Origin of the sequence: Rhodopseudomonas sp. P1, assembly GCF_039642825.1 — a bacterium.
GTDB classification, from domain to species: Bacteria; Pseudomonadota; Alphaproteobacteria; order Rhizobiales; family Xanthobacteraceae; genus Rhodopseudomonas; species Rhodopseudomonas palustris_H.
Window position 1 is genome coordinate 2362098 of record NZ_CP088006.1, and the last position, 12952, is coordinate 2375049.

General features: G+C 65.7%; 14 protein-coding genes. 11 read left to right on the plus strand and 3 right to left on the minus strand.

Features of this window, described 5'->3' with window-relative positions; all coding sequences use genetic code 11:
• The first annotated feature begins 5 nt into the window (after window positions 1-5).
• From hutX to LRC39_RS10985, 5 genes are all read left to right on the plus strand, one after another.
• Window positions 6-542 carry a heme utilization cystosolic carrier protein HutX gene (gene hutX / locus LRC39_RS10965; protein ID WP_107355289.1) on the plus strand — a complete coding sequence of 179 codons (537 nt, stop codon included), beginning with the start codon at window positions 6-8 and terminating at the stop codon, window positions 540-542.
• The gene (gene exbB / locus LRC39_RS10970) at window positions 535-1332 is read left to right on the plus strand and encodes a tonB-system energizer ExbB (RefSeq protein ID WP_346297269.1); all 798 of its coding nucleotides are present in this window, start codon (window positions 535-537) and stop codon (window positions 1330-1332) included. Before hutX ends, exbB begins: the two co-directional genes overlap by 8 nt.
• Window positions 1333-1337: 5 nt before the next feature.
• The gene (gene exbD, locus LRC39_RS10975; RefSeq protein ID WP_346297270.1) at window positions 1338-1775 is read left to right on the plus strand and encodes a TonB system transport protein ExbD; all 438 of its coding nucleotides are present in this window, start codon (window positions 1338-1340) and stop codon (window positions 1773-1775) included.
• Complete coding sequence (locus tag LRC39_RS10980) at window positions 1772-2626, plus strand: energy transducer TonB family protein (protein ID WP_346297271.1); 855 nt, start codon at window positions 1772-1774, stop codon at window positions 2624-2626. Before exbD ends, LRC39_RS10980 begins: the two co-directional genes overlap by 4 nt.
• 446 nt (window positions 2627-3072) lie before the next feature.
• Window positions 3073-3249: a hypothetical protein gene (locus tag LRC39_RS10985; protein ID WP_164636227.1), complete on the plus strand. Its 177-nt coding sequence runs from the start codon at window positions 3073-3075 to the stop codon at window positions 3247-3249.
• Window positions 3250-3261: 12 nt separating this feature from the next.
• On the opposite strand, the gene LRC39_RS10990 is transcribed toward LRC39_RS10985, so the two are convergent.
• Window positions 3262-3483, minus strand: a complete 222-nt coding sequence (locus tag LRC39_RS10990; protein ID WP_346297272.1) for a hypothetical protein — start codon at window positions 3481-3483, stop codon at window positions 3262-3264.
• A 165-nt stretch (window positions 3484-3648) separates the two neighbouring features.
• Window positions 3649-4449: a sulfite exporter TauE/SafE family protein gene (locus LRC39_RS10995; RefSeq protein ID WP_346297502.1), complete on the minus strand. Its 801-nt coding sequence runs from the start codon at window positions 4447-4449 to the stop codon at window positions 3649-3651.
• 601 nt (window positions 4450-5050) lie between these two features.
• Here LRC39_RS10995 and LRC39_RS11000 point away from each other — a divergent pair.
• The 4 genes from LRC39_RS11000 (at window position 5051) to LRC39_RS11015 (ending at window position 8967) form a co-directional block, all read left to right on the plus strand.
• On the plus strand, window positions 5051-6070 hold the full coding sequence (locus tag LRC39_RS11000; RefSeq protein ID WP_430624933.1) for a transporter: 1020 nt from the start codon (window positions 5051-5053) through the stop codon (window positions 6068-6070).
• Between the two features lie 132 nt (window positions 6071-6202).
• On the plus strand, window positions 6203-7570 hold the full coding sequence (locus tag LRC39_RS11005) for a hypothetical protein (RefSeq protein ID WP_346297274.1): 1368 nt from the start codon (window positions 6203-6205) through the stop codon (window positions 7568-7570).
• A gap of 4 nt (window positions 7571-7574) precedes the next feature.
• Window positions 7575-8366 (plus strand): hypothetical protein, encoded by a 792-nt coding sequence (locus LRC39_RS11010; protein ID WP_346297275.1) that lies wholly within the window; start codon window positions 7575-7577, stop codon window positions 8364-8366.
• Window positions 8367-8526: 160 nt separating this feature from the next.
• Window positions 8527-8967: a hypothetical protein gene (locus LRC39_RS11015; protein ID WP_107344101.1), complete on the plus strand. Its 441-nt coding sequence runs from the start codon at window positions 8527-8529 to the stop codon at window positions 8965-8967.
• A gap of 49 nt (window positions 8968-9016) precedes the next feature.
• Here the strand turns inward: LRC39_RS11015 and LRC39_RS11020 are convergent, their stop codons facing one another.
• The gene (locus LRC39_RS11020; protein ID WP_346297276.1) at window positions 9017-11140 is read right to left on the minus strand and encodes an ATP-binding protein; all 2124 of its coding nucleotides are present in this window, start codon (window positions 11138-11140) and stop codon (window positions 9017-9019) included.
• Window positions 11141-11349: 209 nt separating this feature from the next.
• Between LRC39_RS11020 and LRC39_RS11025 the strand changes: the two genes are divergently transcribed.
• Both LRC39_RS11025 and LRC39_RS11030 read left to right on the plus strand, forming a co-directional pair.
• Window positions 11350-11664: a c-type cytochrome gene (locus LRC39_RS11025; RefSeq protein ID WP_107344103.1), complete on the plus strand. Its 315-nt coding sequence runs from the start codon at window positions 11350-11352 to the stop codon at window positions 11662-11664.
• 102 nt (window positions 11665-11766) lie between these two features.
• On the plus strand, window positions 11767-12906 hold the full coding sequence (locus tag LRC39_RS11030; RefSeq protein ID WP_164636215.1) for an acyl-CoA dehydrogenase family protein: 1140 nt from the start codon (window positions 11767-11769) through the stop codon (window positions 12904-12906).
• Window positions 12907-12952 lie beyond the last annotated feature (46 nt).

Genomic DNA, 12952 nt, shown 5'->3' on the forward strand with positions numbered 1-12952 from the left:
AAGTGATGGCGACTGCAGCGGCATCGGTGGTGTCCTCCGAGACCGGCGATCTTCGTGCCTACATGGCGGCCAACCCGGCTGCCGTGATCGAGGAGGTCGCCAAGCAGTGGAACGTGTCGCCGCATGCGGTGATCGCGGCACTGCCGGACGGCATGGCGCGGCTCGGTCCCGGTGACGGCTTCGTTGCCGCGATGAACGACATCGCGACCTGGGGCGAGGTGACGCTGATCGTGCACACCGAGGACGCGATCTTCGAATTCACCGGCGAGGTGCCGCGCGGCGAGATCAGCCGCGGCTATTTCAACCTGATGCAGCCGAAGGGCCTTCACGGCCACTTGCGTCATGATCGTTGCGGCGCGCTGGCGTTCGTCGAGCGCCCGTTCATGGGCAAAGCAAGTGCCTTCGTGGCGTTCCTCAACCAAGACGGCGGCATCATGTTCAAGGTGTTCGTCGGCCGTGACGCCAATCGCGAGCTGCGCGCCGATCAGCTCGCCCGGTTCCATGCGCTCGCCAAGCAGTTCAGCGAGGAGCAAAGTGCGTAAACTCCAAGGCGTCGCGGCAGGGCACGGTGGCGCTGCGATCGCGGCACTTGCCGTCATTGCCGCGGCGCTGCCGGGGGATGCGTGGGCGGCGGCCGATCTGGCGACGTTGCCGCGCGACCTGTCGCCGTGGGGGATGTTCCTCGGCGCCGACGCGGTGGTGAAGACCGTGATGGTCGGGTTGGCGCTGGCGTCGCTGGCTGCCTGGACGGTGTGGCTCGCCAAGTCGATCGAACTGCGCCGCAGCGTTGCGGTGGCGCAGCGTGGTCTCGACCGGCTCGAGAGCGAGATCACGCTGCAGCAGGCCGCGGTGGAGACCGCCGACCAGCATGACGCAGTAGCGCAGATGATCCAGACCGTCGATCGCGAGGCCAGCCTGTCGGGCGGTACCCATGACGAAGGTTTTCGCGAGCGCGTGGCGCTGCGGCTCGAGCGGGTCGAGGCTGCGGAGGCGCGCCGCTCCGCGATCGGCACGGGCCTGCTCGCCAGCATCGGCGCGGTGGCGCCGTTCGTCGGGCTGTTCGGCACGGTGTGGGGGATCATGAACGCGTTCATCGGCATTTCGAAGGCCAACACCACCAATCTTGCAGTGGTGGCGCCGGGCATCGCCGAGGCGCTGCTTGCCACCGCGCTCGGGCTCGTCGCCGCGATCCCGGCCGTGGTGATCTACAATCATCTGACGCGGCGGGTGACGGCATATCGCGCGCTGCTCGGCGACGCGTCGACCCAATTGCTGCTGATGATCAGCCGCGAGGCGGCGCGTCCGCCGCAGCGCGCTCGCGTGGTGAGGTGAACCCGATGGTCGTCAAGCTTGCGAGCCGCCGCGGCGGCGAAGACGACATGGTCGAGGCGCACGAGATCAACGTTACGCCGTTCATCGACGTGATGCTGGTGCTGCTGATCGTGTTCATGGTGGCGGCGCCGCTGGCGACTGTCGATGTCGGCGTCGATCTGCCGGCCAGCACCGCCGCGCCGCAGCCGCGGCCGGAGAAACCGGTCTTCGTGTCGCTGAGGCCCGATCTGTCGCTGGCGCTGGGTGAGGAGATGGTGCCGCGTGAGGGACTGACCTCGGCGCTCGACACAGCGACCGGCGGTAACAAGGACGAACGGATCTTCCTGCGCGCCGACAAGGCGGTGAGCTACGGCGATCTGATGGCGGCGATGAATTTGCTGCGCGATGCGGGCTATCTGAAGGTGGCGCTGGTCGGACTCGACGGCCGCGCCGTTCAGCCGTGAACGCCCGCGCGCTGCACGACAGCGCGGCGGCGCAGGGCGCGTCGCGGTGGCTGCTGTCGGCGGCGGTGATCGTCGGCGTGCACGCCGTGGCGGTGGCAGCCGCGCTGGCTTACTACACGCAGGTCCCGCCGCCGGGTGAACCGCTGGCTGCGATTATGATTGATCTTGCGCCGATGACGGCATCGCCGCAGCCGAGCCCACTCGATCTGCCGCCGGGCCCGGAGATGCAGGAGGCCGAGGCGCCGCAGTCGGAACCCGAACCGGTGCAGCACACCGCCGCAGTGCCCGAGATCGCGTCAACGCCGATCCAACAGAAGGCCGAGGTGCCGCTGCCGCCGGACGCTGAGCCGTCGCCCCCGGCCAAGCCCGAAGCGGTGAAGCTCGAAAAGCCCGAGCAGGCGAGGCCGAAACCGGAGCGACCGAAGCCGATCAAGCGTGAGCGCGTCGCCAAACAGAATCCGTCCGACCGTCCGCCGGCGCCGCGAACCAGCGCGCCGCAACGTGCCGAACGCCGCGCCGCCGACGCGATGGCGGCGCTCGCCGGCGCCCAGGCGGCAGCCGCGATGCTGCCGAGCTATCGTCAGCGCCTCGCGGCGCATCTGCAGCGCTTCAAGCGCTATCCGACCGAGGCCCGCGCCAGCGGCGTGCAGGGCACCGCGACTTTGAGCTTTACGGTCGGCCGCGGCGGGCAGGTGCTGAGTGCAAGGCTCGCGCGTTCCTCCGGCCACCCTGCGCTCGATGCCGAAACGCTGGCGATGGTCAGCCGTGCCCAGCCGCTGCCGCCATTCCCTCCGGAGATCACCCAGGCTTCGCTGAATTTCAGCGTGCCCGTGAATTTCTCCGTCAGGTAGTTTGTTGCGGGAGCGTTCACCGCTCGATGGCCCTTCACAGGTTGAGTGAATGGCGCCTCCTTTTGCAAAGGTACTGCCCCTCATCTAGAGGAGCCCGATAAGAGCCGGGGGCGTCTCGAAGGATGAGAAGCCTCTGCTTCCTGCAGCACATGGTCCGGGACGGTTCTTCGCGCCTCGTCATTATGAGGCGTTTCTGCTGTAAGCGAGGAAGTCGCCGTGCTGATTTCGATCAATAACAGAGCAATTCTAATCAATGGTCACGCTGCTACACGCGGCGGATGACGGTTGTCGGAGTTTGCGCCGGGTGCTTGCAGATTGGAACTATTCAGGCTGCCTTGATGACAAAACTACCGCCGCGGATTGCGCGAACTATGCATGTAGTTGCGCGCACGGGGCTCGGCGGAGTCGGGCTGCCGAACATGTTACGAAGTCATGCGGAGCTGATGATGATGAATTTCGATCCGGAGCACGAATCCAAACAGATGGAAACGTCCGAAGCGGCAGGCGCACAGTCCGAACCGTCAGGCGTGGCAATGCGGGTGTGGGCCCGACATCGCCTGCGTGAACTGGCGGAAAGCGGCCGCCTCGGCATGGGTTCGGAGCGTGCACGCCGTCGTGGCTGAACGCCGCGCGAACTAACCCCGCTGCGACGCGGTCCGTGTTGGATCGACGCGAATCTCTGAAGCGCCATTGGCGCAGCGGCTCGCGGCGGTCTGCGCGGCGATCAGCGAATCGAACGATTGACGCTCCAGCGCGTGGAAGTCGCGGTGTGCTGCGAAGAAGCAGTAGCTGTCTCCTTCGCGGACCAGGATCCCGGCGGTGCGGGCGCGGACTTCGATGACGCAGGCGTCGGACATTGCATATCACCGGAGTTTCCGGTGCCTTCCTGTAGTCTCGATCGCGCGGCGGTGGAATGCGGCGCGATCGAACGCGTGGCTGTTCAATCGTGACGCTTCGCAACGCGATGCCTGCCCAAATGTTCCGCAATTTGCGCGGCGATGCGGCGCTTCAACGCATTGGGCTCAGAACAGCAGGCTTTTCAGTCCCGCAGCGAACAGAACGGCCGCCAACGCGATCTGCAGTTTTCGTCCCGACAGCTTGCCGGCGGACAATCCGCCGGCGATCACCGCGGGAATGGAACCGGCCAGCAGGCTGACGAGAATGTGCCAATCCACCATGCCGGCGACCAAGTAACCCGCGCCTGCGACCATCGCGAGCGGGATGGCGTGGGCGAGGTCGGTCGCCACCAGCCGATGCGGCAGCAGCCGTCGCGGGTAGAGATACAGCAGCAGCACGGTGCCAAGCGCGCCGGCACCGATCGAGGTCAGCGCTACCAGCGCGCCGAGCACTGCGCCGGCCAAGATCGTGAGCGACGTCCGATCCGGGCCCGGCTGCTCGTCGTTGGGCACCGCCGGATTCAAAGCTGCGATCAGCCGAGGTGCGAATACGATGCCGAGTGCAGTGAGGATCACGACCACGCCGATGGTCTTGGTGAGCCACTGCGTGCGTCCGACTGGATCGGACAGCGCGACGATCGCAACGACGAGGCCGGCCGCAGGCAGGCTGCCGGCCCATAGCCGGGTGACGATGCCCCAGTCGATGTGGCCCCGGCGATTATGTACGGCCGCACCGATCAGCTTGGTGATCGCCGCGAACCACAGATCGGTGGCGATTGCGACATGCGGGGCGATTCCGAAGATCAGCAGCAACAGCGGCGTCATCAGCGCGCCGCCCCCAACCCCGGTGAGGCCGACAACGAAACCGGTCACCGCACCCGCAAGTGCGTAGTTCGGATCGATCGCGATCCCCTCAAAACTCGTCAGTTCTACGCCTCCTACGCCGGTGAATCGCGTGGTCTCAGTTCTACGCGGTGCGCCTGTGCAGCGGCAACGCGCGATCCCGGTTTCGTCTGTACGTCGAAGTACATGATGGCCATCCAAAGATGGCGGGGCAGGGAGCGTCGGTATTTATACCTGGGTGTTGATTTCGGCCTAATTTGCTCGGTGCGATCGCGCACGATCGGTTAGTAAGCTTGGAACCACTTGAAGCGATGGCGCTTTCGCTCGCCGACCTGGGCATGCAAGGGATTTGTCAGACAGGACCCACCACGTCGGCCAGCCATCGGCCCGCGGATCCTGCCGTCACCGCCGAGACCTCCCCGGTTGGCGATGACTGGCCCCGGGGCTCCCCCGCCAGCCCCGGGGCCGACCTGTCTGTGCAAAACCACCCCGCCTGGAGCTGCTCGCCCATTATTTGCAATTGATTTGCAATTGCAAATAAGTCAACCTGCTCATGCTGGGGAAGTTTCATCAGGCATTGGGCCTTGCCGCAGCCTCGACCCGCTTTCGCCGAGACACATCAATGACGCAGGCTGCGGGGCGGGATCACTGGGCGAATGGATTCGGGCACCAGGGAGAAACGGCGATGGCGAGCGGGCGGGCAGCGGTGAGCCGCGGGCGGAAGGCTGACAGCTTTGCGTCACGCCGAGGCCGCAGACATGCCGCGCGCTCATTCGCAGCACTGCTAGCCGGGACCATGCCGGCCGCCGCCGAGGAGGCGCAAGGCTGGCGGGGCCACGCACCCTCGTGGTTGCCATCGCTCTCTCACGCAGTCACCGACAAGCCGGAAACCGTGCCGGGCAGTCATCATGCCGAGGGTGTCGACACCGAACACATCTTCGGTTTCACCATGGGCTCGGATATCGGCCAGCCCGGCGAAATCGAGGTCGAGCTCGAGAATGTCGCTGGCTTCGGCAAGCGCGGCGGCAGCTACGCCACCTTGGCGACGCTCACCCAGGTCAAATACACAGTGAACGATCGTCTCCGCATCGCGCCCGGCTTGGCGCTCGGTGCCCAGCGCATCGATGCGGTTCCCGGCTATGACGATCGCCGCCATCTGTCGTTCAACGGCGCCGGTTTCGAAGTCCGCTATAAGCTGATCGACCGTGAGGTCGCGCCGTTCGGCTTGACGCTGCACGCGCAGCCCGGCTGGAGCCGCGTCGATGAAGCGAGCGGCATGCGGATCGAGCAATACGGCGCGGAATTTGCCGCGCTGTTCGACCGCGAACTGATCAAGGACCGGCTGTTTGCCGCTTTCAACGTCTGGTACGGCACTGGCGCCACACGTCAGCTTTCGACCGGCGTGTGGGGCCATGATTCCGAACTGCAGCTTCACGGCGCGCTGTCTTATGCCTTCGCTCCTGGCTTCGTCGCCGGTGTCGGGCTGCGTTATCTGCGCGCCTATGATGGCGGCGGGCTCGATCGCTTCGCCGGCGACGCTGTCTTCCTCGGCCCGACCTTTTCCTATGCGATCACGCCGACGCTAGGTGTCTCTGGAACCTGGCAGGTGCAGGTCTCAGGCCAATCGCTCGGCGACGCGCGGCCTTTGAACCTCGATCACTTCGAACGTCACCAGGCGATGCTGCGGCTGAACGCGCACTTCTGAACACTTAGCTTGCTTGTGGCACAGGCGCAGGCAGCGGGTCACCATAATCTGGTCCAACTCCATAACTAACAGTCGCTAGTGAAACGCGGGGGCGTTGGCCGTGCGCAGCATGCGCACATTGTGGATGTCCAGATGCCCGAAGCCGCTCCTCCGGCCGCAAGTTCCCCCTCGCTCTCGTCCTCTTCACCTGCATCATCTCTCGTCCCCGCATCGCTGCTGCTGTCGCGGGGCGTGGTCCGGCTCGAAGTGATGCTGAAGCTGACCACTGCGATCCTGGCTCTGGCCGCCGGCGTCTACACCTATCTCGGGGTGCGCGACCTGTTGAACGGCAGTGCCACCACGGTGTTCTTCGCCGCGCTGATCTATTCGGTTGCAGTGTCGGTCGGCATCTACGCCTTCTGGGTGTTCCTGATGCAGTTCATGCCGCACGTGGTCGATCGCGCCGGTCGCTGGCTGATGTTCGGCTGCATGCTGCTCGGCTCGCTGATGATCGTGGCGATGTCGTCTTGGCTGAATGCGTCGGCGCTGGCCGGCGCTGCGGCGATCCGGCAGCATCTGGCGATCACCGTGCAGGACTACACCCGCGATCTCGATGCCGCCAACACCAACGCCATCGCTGCGCAAGGGCTGCTGCCCGATATCCAGATCGCCGCGTCGCGCTTTGCCAAGCTGGCGGAAGCCGAGCGCACCGGATCGCTCACCGGGACCTCTGGTTCCGGCACTGTGGTGCAGTTAATGACCCAGATGTCGAGCCAGCTCGACAGTCTCGGCAAGGAGGTTGAAGCCTCCGGCAAGCGCGTCTCGACGCTGTTCGAAGAGGGCGGCAAGCACCTCGCCAAGATGCGAGAGCTGGTGTCCGACCGCGGCCCGATCGGCGAGCGCAGCGATGGCTTCGCGACCGAGTCCCTGGCTTTGATGGGCGTGATCGCCAATCTTCAGCAGACCTCGGTGGCGCCGGCGGTGAAGCGTGCCGCGACCTCGCTGTCGTCATCGTTCATCGCCCCGGCCGCGAGCGGCCGTAGCCTCGATCTTGCCGACCGGCAGACGGCGGTGGTCGGCAAGGTGGAAGGCGCCGTGGCGGCGCAGGCCACGTCACTCGCCGCGGCGGCCGATGCGATTCTCGACCGACCGAAGATCGAGCCGGCACGATTCCAGGCGATGTCTCCGGCCGAGGCGGTGTTGCGCTATGCCGGTGACTTCATCCCGAGCTGGGCCGGCGCGATCTCGATCGACCTGATGCCGGCCGTGCTGGTGTTGATCCTCTGCGTCGTGCACAGCGCAATCCGCCGGGACGGGCTGCCCGCCTCGCACGCATCCACCATGACAGCGGCCGAACTGATGGCGGCACTGAGGATGGTGCGCGAAGTGGAGCAGGCGAGCCGTGCGGCTGCTGATCCGGCAACGCTGATCGTGACGGATCAGCCTGCGCCAGTCGTCGAACCTGCGGCTGCGACCGACGAGAATGTCACCGCGCTGGCCTCGGCGCGTCACGTCAAGTAGCCGCATGGCCACGCTGTCGCAGCGCGTTCACCTCTGGCTGTCCGGCAATCCGGAAGATGCGGTGCTGCGCCTGATCTTTCGGCTACTGATCGTTACCACCATTGCGGCGCTCGTCTACGATCTCGCCGGCACGCAAGCCGGCCGAGACGGCGACACAAGCCAGGAGACCGCGCCGTTCAGCCTGCCGTCACTGCCTGCGGTGCTGTCGCCATGGCTGCCCGACGGCGACCGGCTGACGCCGTTGCCGCAACCTGGCGGCGTGCTCAGCCGGCCGATGACGTTCGAACTCGGCAGTGGTGGCCGCCTCCAGGCCAGCGGCACGATCACGCCGGGCAGCGCCGAGGCGTTCGGCAGGGAGATCGCCCGCTACGGCGAGTACATCAAGACCGTGGTGCTGAATTCGCCCGGCGGCTCGGTGTCCGATGCGCTGGCGATGGGCCGTCTGATCCGCGACCGCAAGCTCGCCACTGAGGTCGAAGCCGGTAAGACGTGTGCGTCCTCCTGTCCGCTGGTGTTGTTCGGCGGCATCGAGCGCCGCGTCGGCGCCAAGGCGGCGGTCGGCGTTCATCAGGTGTTCGCGGTGAAAAGCACCGAGGTTGCTGCGCCGCGCGACCAGATGAGTGATGCCCAGCGCATCTCGGCGCGCTGCCTGCGCTATCTGCGCGACATGGGCATCGACCTCGAAGTCTGGACCCGTGCGATGGAAACGCCGAAGGATCGGTTGTTCGTGTTCAAGCCGGACGAGCTAACCAAATACGGCATCGTCACGGTCGCCGCAGCGCCGGCCAAGTCATAGCCTCGGACCTTAGCCACTGCGACTTTTCGTCGGGTTCCGGTCTCCGCTTCCTGGCGTACATAGATTCTGCGTGTGCTGGGGCTTCGGAGGGCAGGGTTCCCGCAACTTTTGCAAAACGCTGCGGTTATCCGCCACATCAACGGCTCAGAGGATGTGCTCCATGACAAAGACTGCGTTGGTTCTAGGTACCGTCGCCACCCTTGCCGCCGCGACCGTCGCGGCGCCGGCTCCGGCTGAAGCGCGTGGCGGCATCGGTCCGTTCATCGGCGGTCTCGCCGCCGGCGCGCTGATCGCAGGCGTGGCGACCAATGCCTACGCCTATGGTCCGGGCTACGGCTATTATGGCGGCGGTCCGTACTACGGCGGCTATGGCTACGGCCCGCGTTACGTCGGCTACTACGGCGGTCCGGCCTATTACGGCGGCGGCTGGGGTTGGGGCGGCCCACGCTACTATTACCGGCCGCGTCCGGTGTATTACGGCTACCGCTCTTACTACCGGCCATATCGCGCCTATGGCGCCTACGGCGGGCCCGTGATCCGCGCCGGTTTCGGTCCCGGCTGGGGCGGCCATCGCCACTGGCATCACCACCGTCATTGGTGAGCGTGCGTTTTGAGCTGCGCGGGGTGATTGGCTCCGCGCAGCGGCGGGTTCACACAGGTGCCGTGCCCGGGATGCCTTGCAGCGCCTGGGCCAGCGCCGCTCGCATGTCCTTTAGCGTGTAAGGCTTTTGCAGCAGGGCGAAACCTTCGCTCAGAGCCGATGCCGAACGGTCGCTGTAGCCTGACGCAAGCACGACCGGCGTCTCGGGGTGATGCTCCCGGATCAGCCGCGCCAGCTCGAGCCCGCTCATGCCGGGCATCACGATATCGCTGAACACCAGATCGATGTCGCGTCGGCGATTGAGCACCTCGATCGCGGCCTCGGCACAGTTCGCCGGCACCACCGTAAAGCCGCATTGCGCGGCGTAGTCAGCCGCCACCGACGCTACGTCGGGGTGATCTTCCACCAGCAATAAAGTCTTAGGCTTGCCAGATCGCGGCACGGCCAGGGTCGGCAGCGGCTCGTCGCTGCCGACGGCCTCTGTCGAGAGCGGCAGGAATAGATCGAACCGCGTGCCGCGACCGAGTTCGCTGTCGACCGTGATCGCGCCGCTCGATTGCTGCACGAAGCCGTAGATCTGGCTGAGGCCGAGCCCGGTGCCGCGGTCGACCGGCTTGGTAGTGAAGAATGGCTCGAAGATCCGCTCGCGGATGTCGTCCGGGATGCCGACGCCGGTGTCGGCAAACGAAAGAATGGCGTAGTTTCCGCTGAGCCGGCGTGGACCGAAGTTCTTTAGCGTCTCGGTACGGATTGAGATGGTAATCCGGCCGCCGTCGGGCATCGCGTCGCGCGCGTTCAGGGCGAGGTTGAGCAGCGCGATCTCGAACTCGTTGGGGTCGATCATCACCACCACCGGCTCGTGCGGAGGATCGATCACGATGCCGATGTCGCTGCGCACCGATTGCCGCAGCACATCGGCGAACTTGGTCACCGCGTCGCCGAGGTCGACCGCTTTGGCGGCGACGTTGTGGCGCCGCGAGAACGACAGCAATTGCCGGGTCAGGGCGGTCCCCTTGGCGACGGCAGAGTCGATCATGTCGAAGCTGCGGATGTCCTGCAGATCGCTGTGCCGCCGCCGCAGCTTCTGCACCGAGCCGCCGACCACCATCAGCAGGTTGTTGAAGTCGTGCGCGACGCCGCCGGTGAGGCGGCCGAGCGACTCCAGCCGCTGCGACTGCTTCAGTGCATTCTCGGCGATATGGCGACGGTCGGCTTCTTCGTACAGCTTCTGCGTCCGCCGCATTGCCAGCAGCACGATCGCGATCAGGGCTGCGGTGGCCGGCAGGCCGACCAGCAGATAGGCGCCCATCTGTGCCTGCCACGCCGCGCGGATCGCGCTCGTCTCCAGGCCGGCGAACACATAGACCGGCAGATTGGGCAGCTTGCGGAATGCGACGCGTCGCTCGACGCCGTCGAGCGACGACACCGTGGTCATCCGGCCCTCGCTGTGGCCTTCGCGGATCGCCTGGCCGACGATGCCGTCCGGTTTCACGGCGGTGTCGGTGCCGTCGATTTCGGGCATCCGGGCGAGGATCGCGCCATCGTCGCGCACCAGCGACGCGAAGCTGCCTTCGTCGCGGCCGACCTTGGCATAAAAGCCTTCGAAATAATCCGGCAGCACCGAGGTCTGAATTACGCCGGCGAAGCTGCCATCCGGCGCGTTGCGGCGCCGGCTGACGCTGAAGAACGGTGCGCCGTCGAAAGGAGGCCGCGGCTGCAGCACGCGTCCGACATAAAGGCCGATGTCTTTGTCGACATGCACCCGGAAATAATCGCGGTCGGACAGGTCCGACCTCGGCGACGGGAACTGCATGGTGTTGATCAGCGGCCGTCCGGTCTTGTCGAAGATCCACATCGACTTGATCTGCTCGGAGCCGCCGATCAGACGATTCAAGCGGGCGTGCAGATTGGCTTCGTTCGCACGGATCTCATCGTCCGACATGCCGCGCACGATCTCCGACGTCTCGGCGATCGAACGCTGCACCGACTCGAAGATCTTCAGCGCATGTTCGGTGATGATGTCGCGCGTCTTGTCGATCTGGCGATCGGCATTGGCTTCGTTGGTGCGATACGACAGCCAGGAGGCGTAGCTGAACAGCGCGATCGGCAGCACAACGGATGCGACCAGGATCGCGCGGAGCAACCGCAGCGAATCACGTTGTGCGGTCAGCATGGGCAGAGGAGGTCCGAAGCAGGGCCATGAGCGCTGGATTATGCACCTTTCGGAACCAAGGGAAACTGCCGCAATGACGGGCGATGCGGGAACTCTCAGGATACCCGCCGATCGGCCATCTATCGCCCCACCGCCGCTTGAAGTAAACAGCGGAACTTTCTGATTTGCCTCGGCGGCGGCGCCGCCTGGCAGAACACAAGGGATTGCCGATGCGCGCTGTCACTCTGGGCCTGTCGTTGCTGCTGATCGCCGGCGCCGGACGCGCGCTTGCGGCCGATGCCGAAAATGGTGAGACACTGGCCAAGCGCTGGTGCACCAGCTGCCACGTCGTTTCCGACCAGCAGCGCAAGGGCACCGACATGGCGCCGTCGTTTGCGGCGATCGCCTCGCAGGCCAACTTCAACGAAGAGAAGCTGGCGTTCTTCCTGCTCGAACCGCATCCGAAGATGTCCAACATGGCGCTGAGCCGCGACGAGACCAAGGATCTGGCGGCCTATATCGCGCAGCAAAAGCACCACCACTGATCCGCCGTTCGCCGCGCGCAGCGGTCAGCGTCTCGACGCAAGGCGGTTCCGGGCTTTCCCGGCATCCTCGCCGTCAGCATGGGCTGACCGCGGGTGCGAGGATTGACCAACTCACCATTCTACAATGCCGACCACATCGCGTTTCGCGACGTGATCCGGCGTTTCGTCCAGAATGAAATCGAACCGTTCGCCACCGAGTGGGACGAGGCCGGCGGTTTCCCCCGCGAACTGTACGAGAAGGCCGCGGCGATTGGGCTGCTCGGCCTCGGCTTTCCGGAAGAATACGGCGGCACCCCGTGCGACCAGTTCATGTGGATCGTTGCCACCCAGGAACTGGCGCGGGCGGCGGCCGGTGGTGTCAGCGCCAGCCTCAACAGCCATTCGATCGGCGCGCCGCCGATCGCACGCGCAGGTTCTCCTGAATTGAAGGCGCGGGTGCTGCCCGAAATTCTCTCCGGCAAGAAGATCTCGGCGCTGGCGATCACCGAACCCTCGGGGGGCTCCGACGTCGCGAATTTGCGCACCCGTGCGGTGCGCGACGGCGACCATTACGTCGTCAACGGTGAGAAGACCTTCATCACCTCCGGCATGCGTGCCGACTACATCACCACCGCGGTGCGCACCGGCGGCGACGGGCCGGGCGGAGTCAGTCTGCTGCTGATCCCCGGCGATACGCCCGGGCTGACGCGGACGCCGCTGAAGAAGATGGGGTGGTGGGCGTCCGACACCGCGACGCTGCACTTCGACAATTGCCGCGTGCCGGCCGCCAATCTGCTCGGCACCGAGGGCGCCGGCTTCATGATCATCATGATGAACTTCAACAGCGAGCGGCTGACGATGGCGGCGGGCTGCATCGCCGCCTCGCGGGTGTGTCTCGACGAGGCGACAGAATACGCCAAGCAGCGCGTCACCTTCGGCAAGCCGCTGGTGAAGCATCAGGTGATCCGCCACAAGCTGGTCGATATGGCCCAGAAGATCGCCGCCTCGCAGGCGATGCTCGAACTGCTCGCCTGGCGCGTCGATCAGGGCGAGAGCCCGATCGCCGAAATCTGCATGCTGAAGAACCAGGCGACGCAGACGATGGCGTTCTGCGCCTCGGAAGCGGTGCAGATCTTCGGCGGCGCCGGCTACATGCGCGGCGTCAAGGTCGAGCGGATCTATCGCGACGTCAAAGTCAACGCCATCGGCGGCGGCACCGAGGAAATCATGAAGGACCTCGCCAGCCGCCAGATGGGGCTTTAGCCTCACATCGTCGTTCCGGGGCGCGCGGAGCGCGACCCCGGAGTCC

What these genes read in the sequence shown, in the direction of transcription:
- hutX (WP_107355289.1), top strand. Translation starts at nt 6, where the DNA reads ATGGCGACTGCAGCGGCATCGGTGGTGTCCTCCGAGACCGGCGATCTT.
- exbD (WP_346297270.1), top strand. Translation starts at nt 1,338, where the DNA reads ATGGTCGTCAAGCTTGCGAGCCGCCGCGGCGGCGAAGACGACATGGTC.
- LRC39_RS10985 (WP_164636227.1), top strand. Translation starts at nt 3,073, where the DNA reads ATGATGAATTTCGATCCGGAGCACGAATCCAAACAGATGGAAACGTCC.
- LRC39_RS10990 (WP_346297272.1), bottom strand. Translation starts at nt 3,483, where the DNA reads ATGTCCGACGCCTGCGTCATCGAAGTCCGCGCCCGCACCGCCGGGATC.
- LRC39_RS11000 (WP_430624933.1), top strand. Translation starts at nt 5,051, where the DNA reads ATGGCGAGCGGGCGGGCAGCGGTGAGCCGCGGGCGGAAGGCTGACAGC.
- LRC39_RS11005 (WP_346297274.1), top strand. Translation starts at nt 6,203, where the DNA reads ATGCCCGAAGCCGCTCCTCCGGCCGCAAGTTCCCCCTCGCTCTCGTCC.
- LRC39_RS11010 (WP_346297275.1), top strand. Translation starts at nt 7,575, where the DNA reads ATGGCCACGCTGTCGCAGCGCGTTCACCTCTGGCTGTCCGGCAATCCG.
- LRC39_RS11015 (WP_107344101.1), top strand. Translation starts at nt 8,527, where the DNA reads ATGACAAAGACTGCGTTGGTTCTAGGTACCGTCGCCACCCTTGCCGCC.
- LRC39_RS11020 (WP_346297276.1), bottom strand. Translation starts at nt 11,140, where the DNA reads ATGCTGACCGCACAACGTGATTCGCTGCGGTTGCTCCGCGCGATCCTG.
- LRC39_RS11025 (WP_107344103.1), top strand. Translation starts at nt 11,350, where the DNA reads ATGCGCGCTGTCACTCTGGGCCTGTCGTTGCTGCTGATCGCCGGCGCC.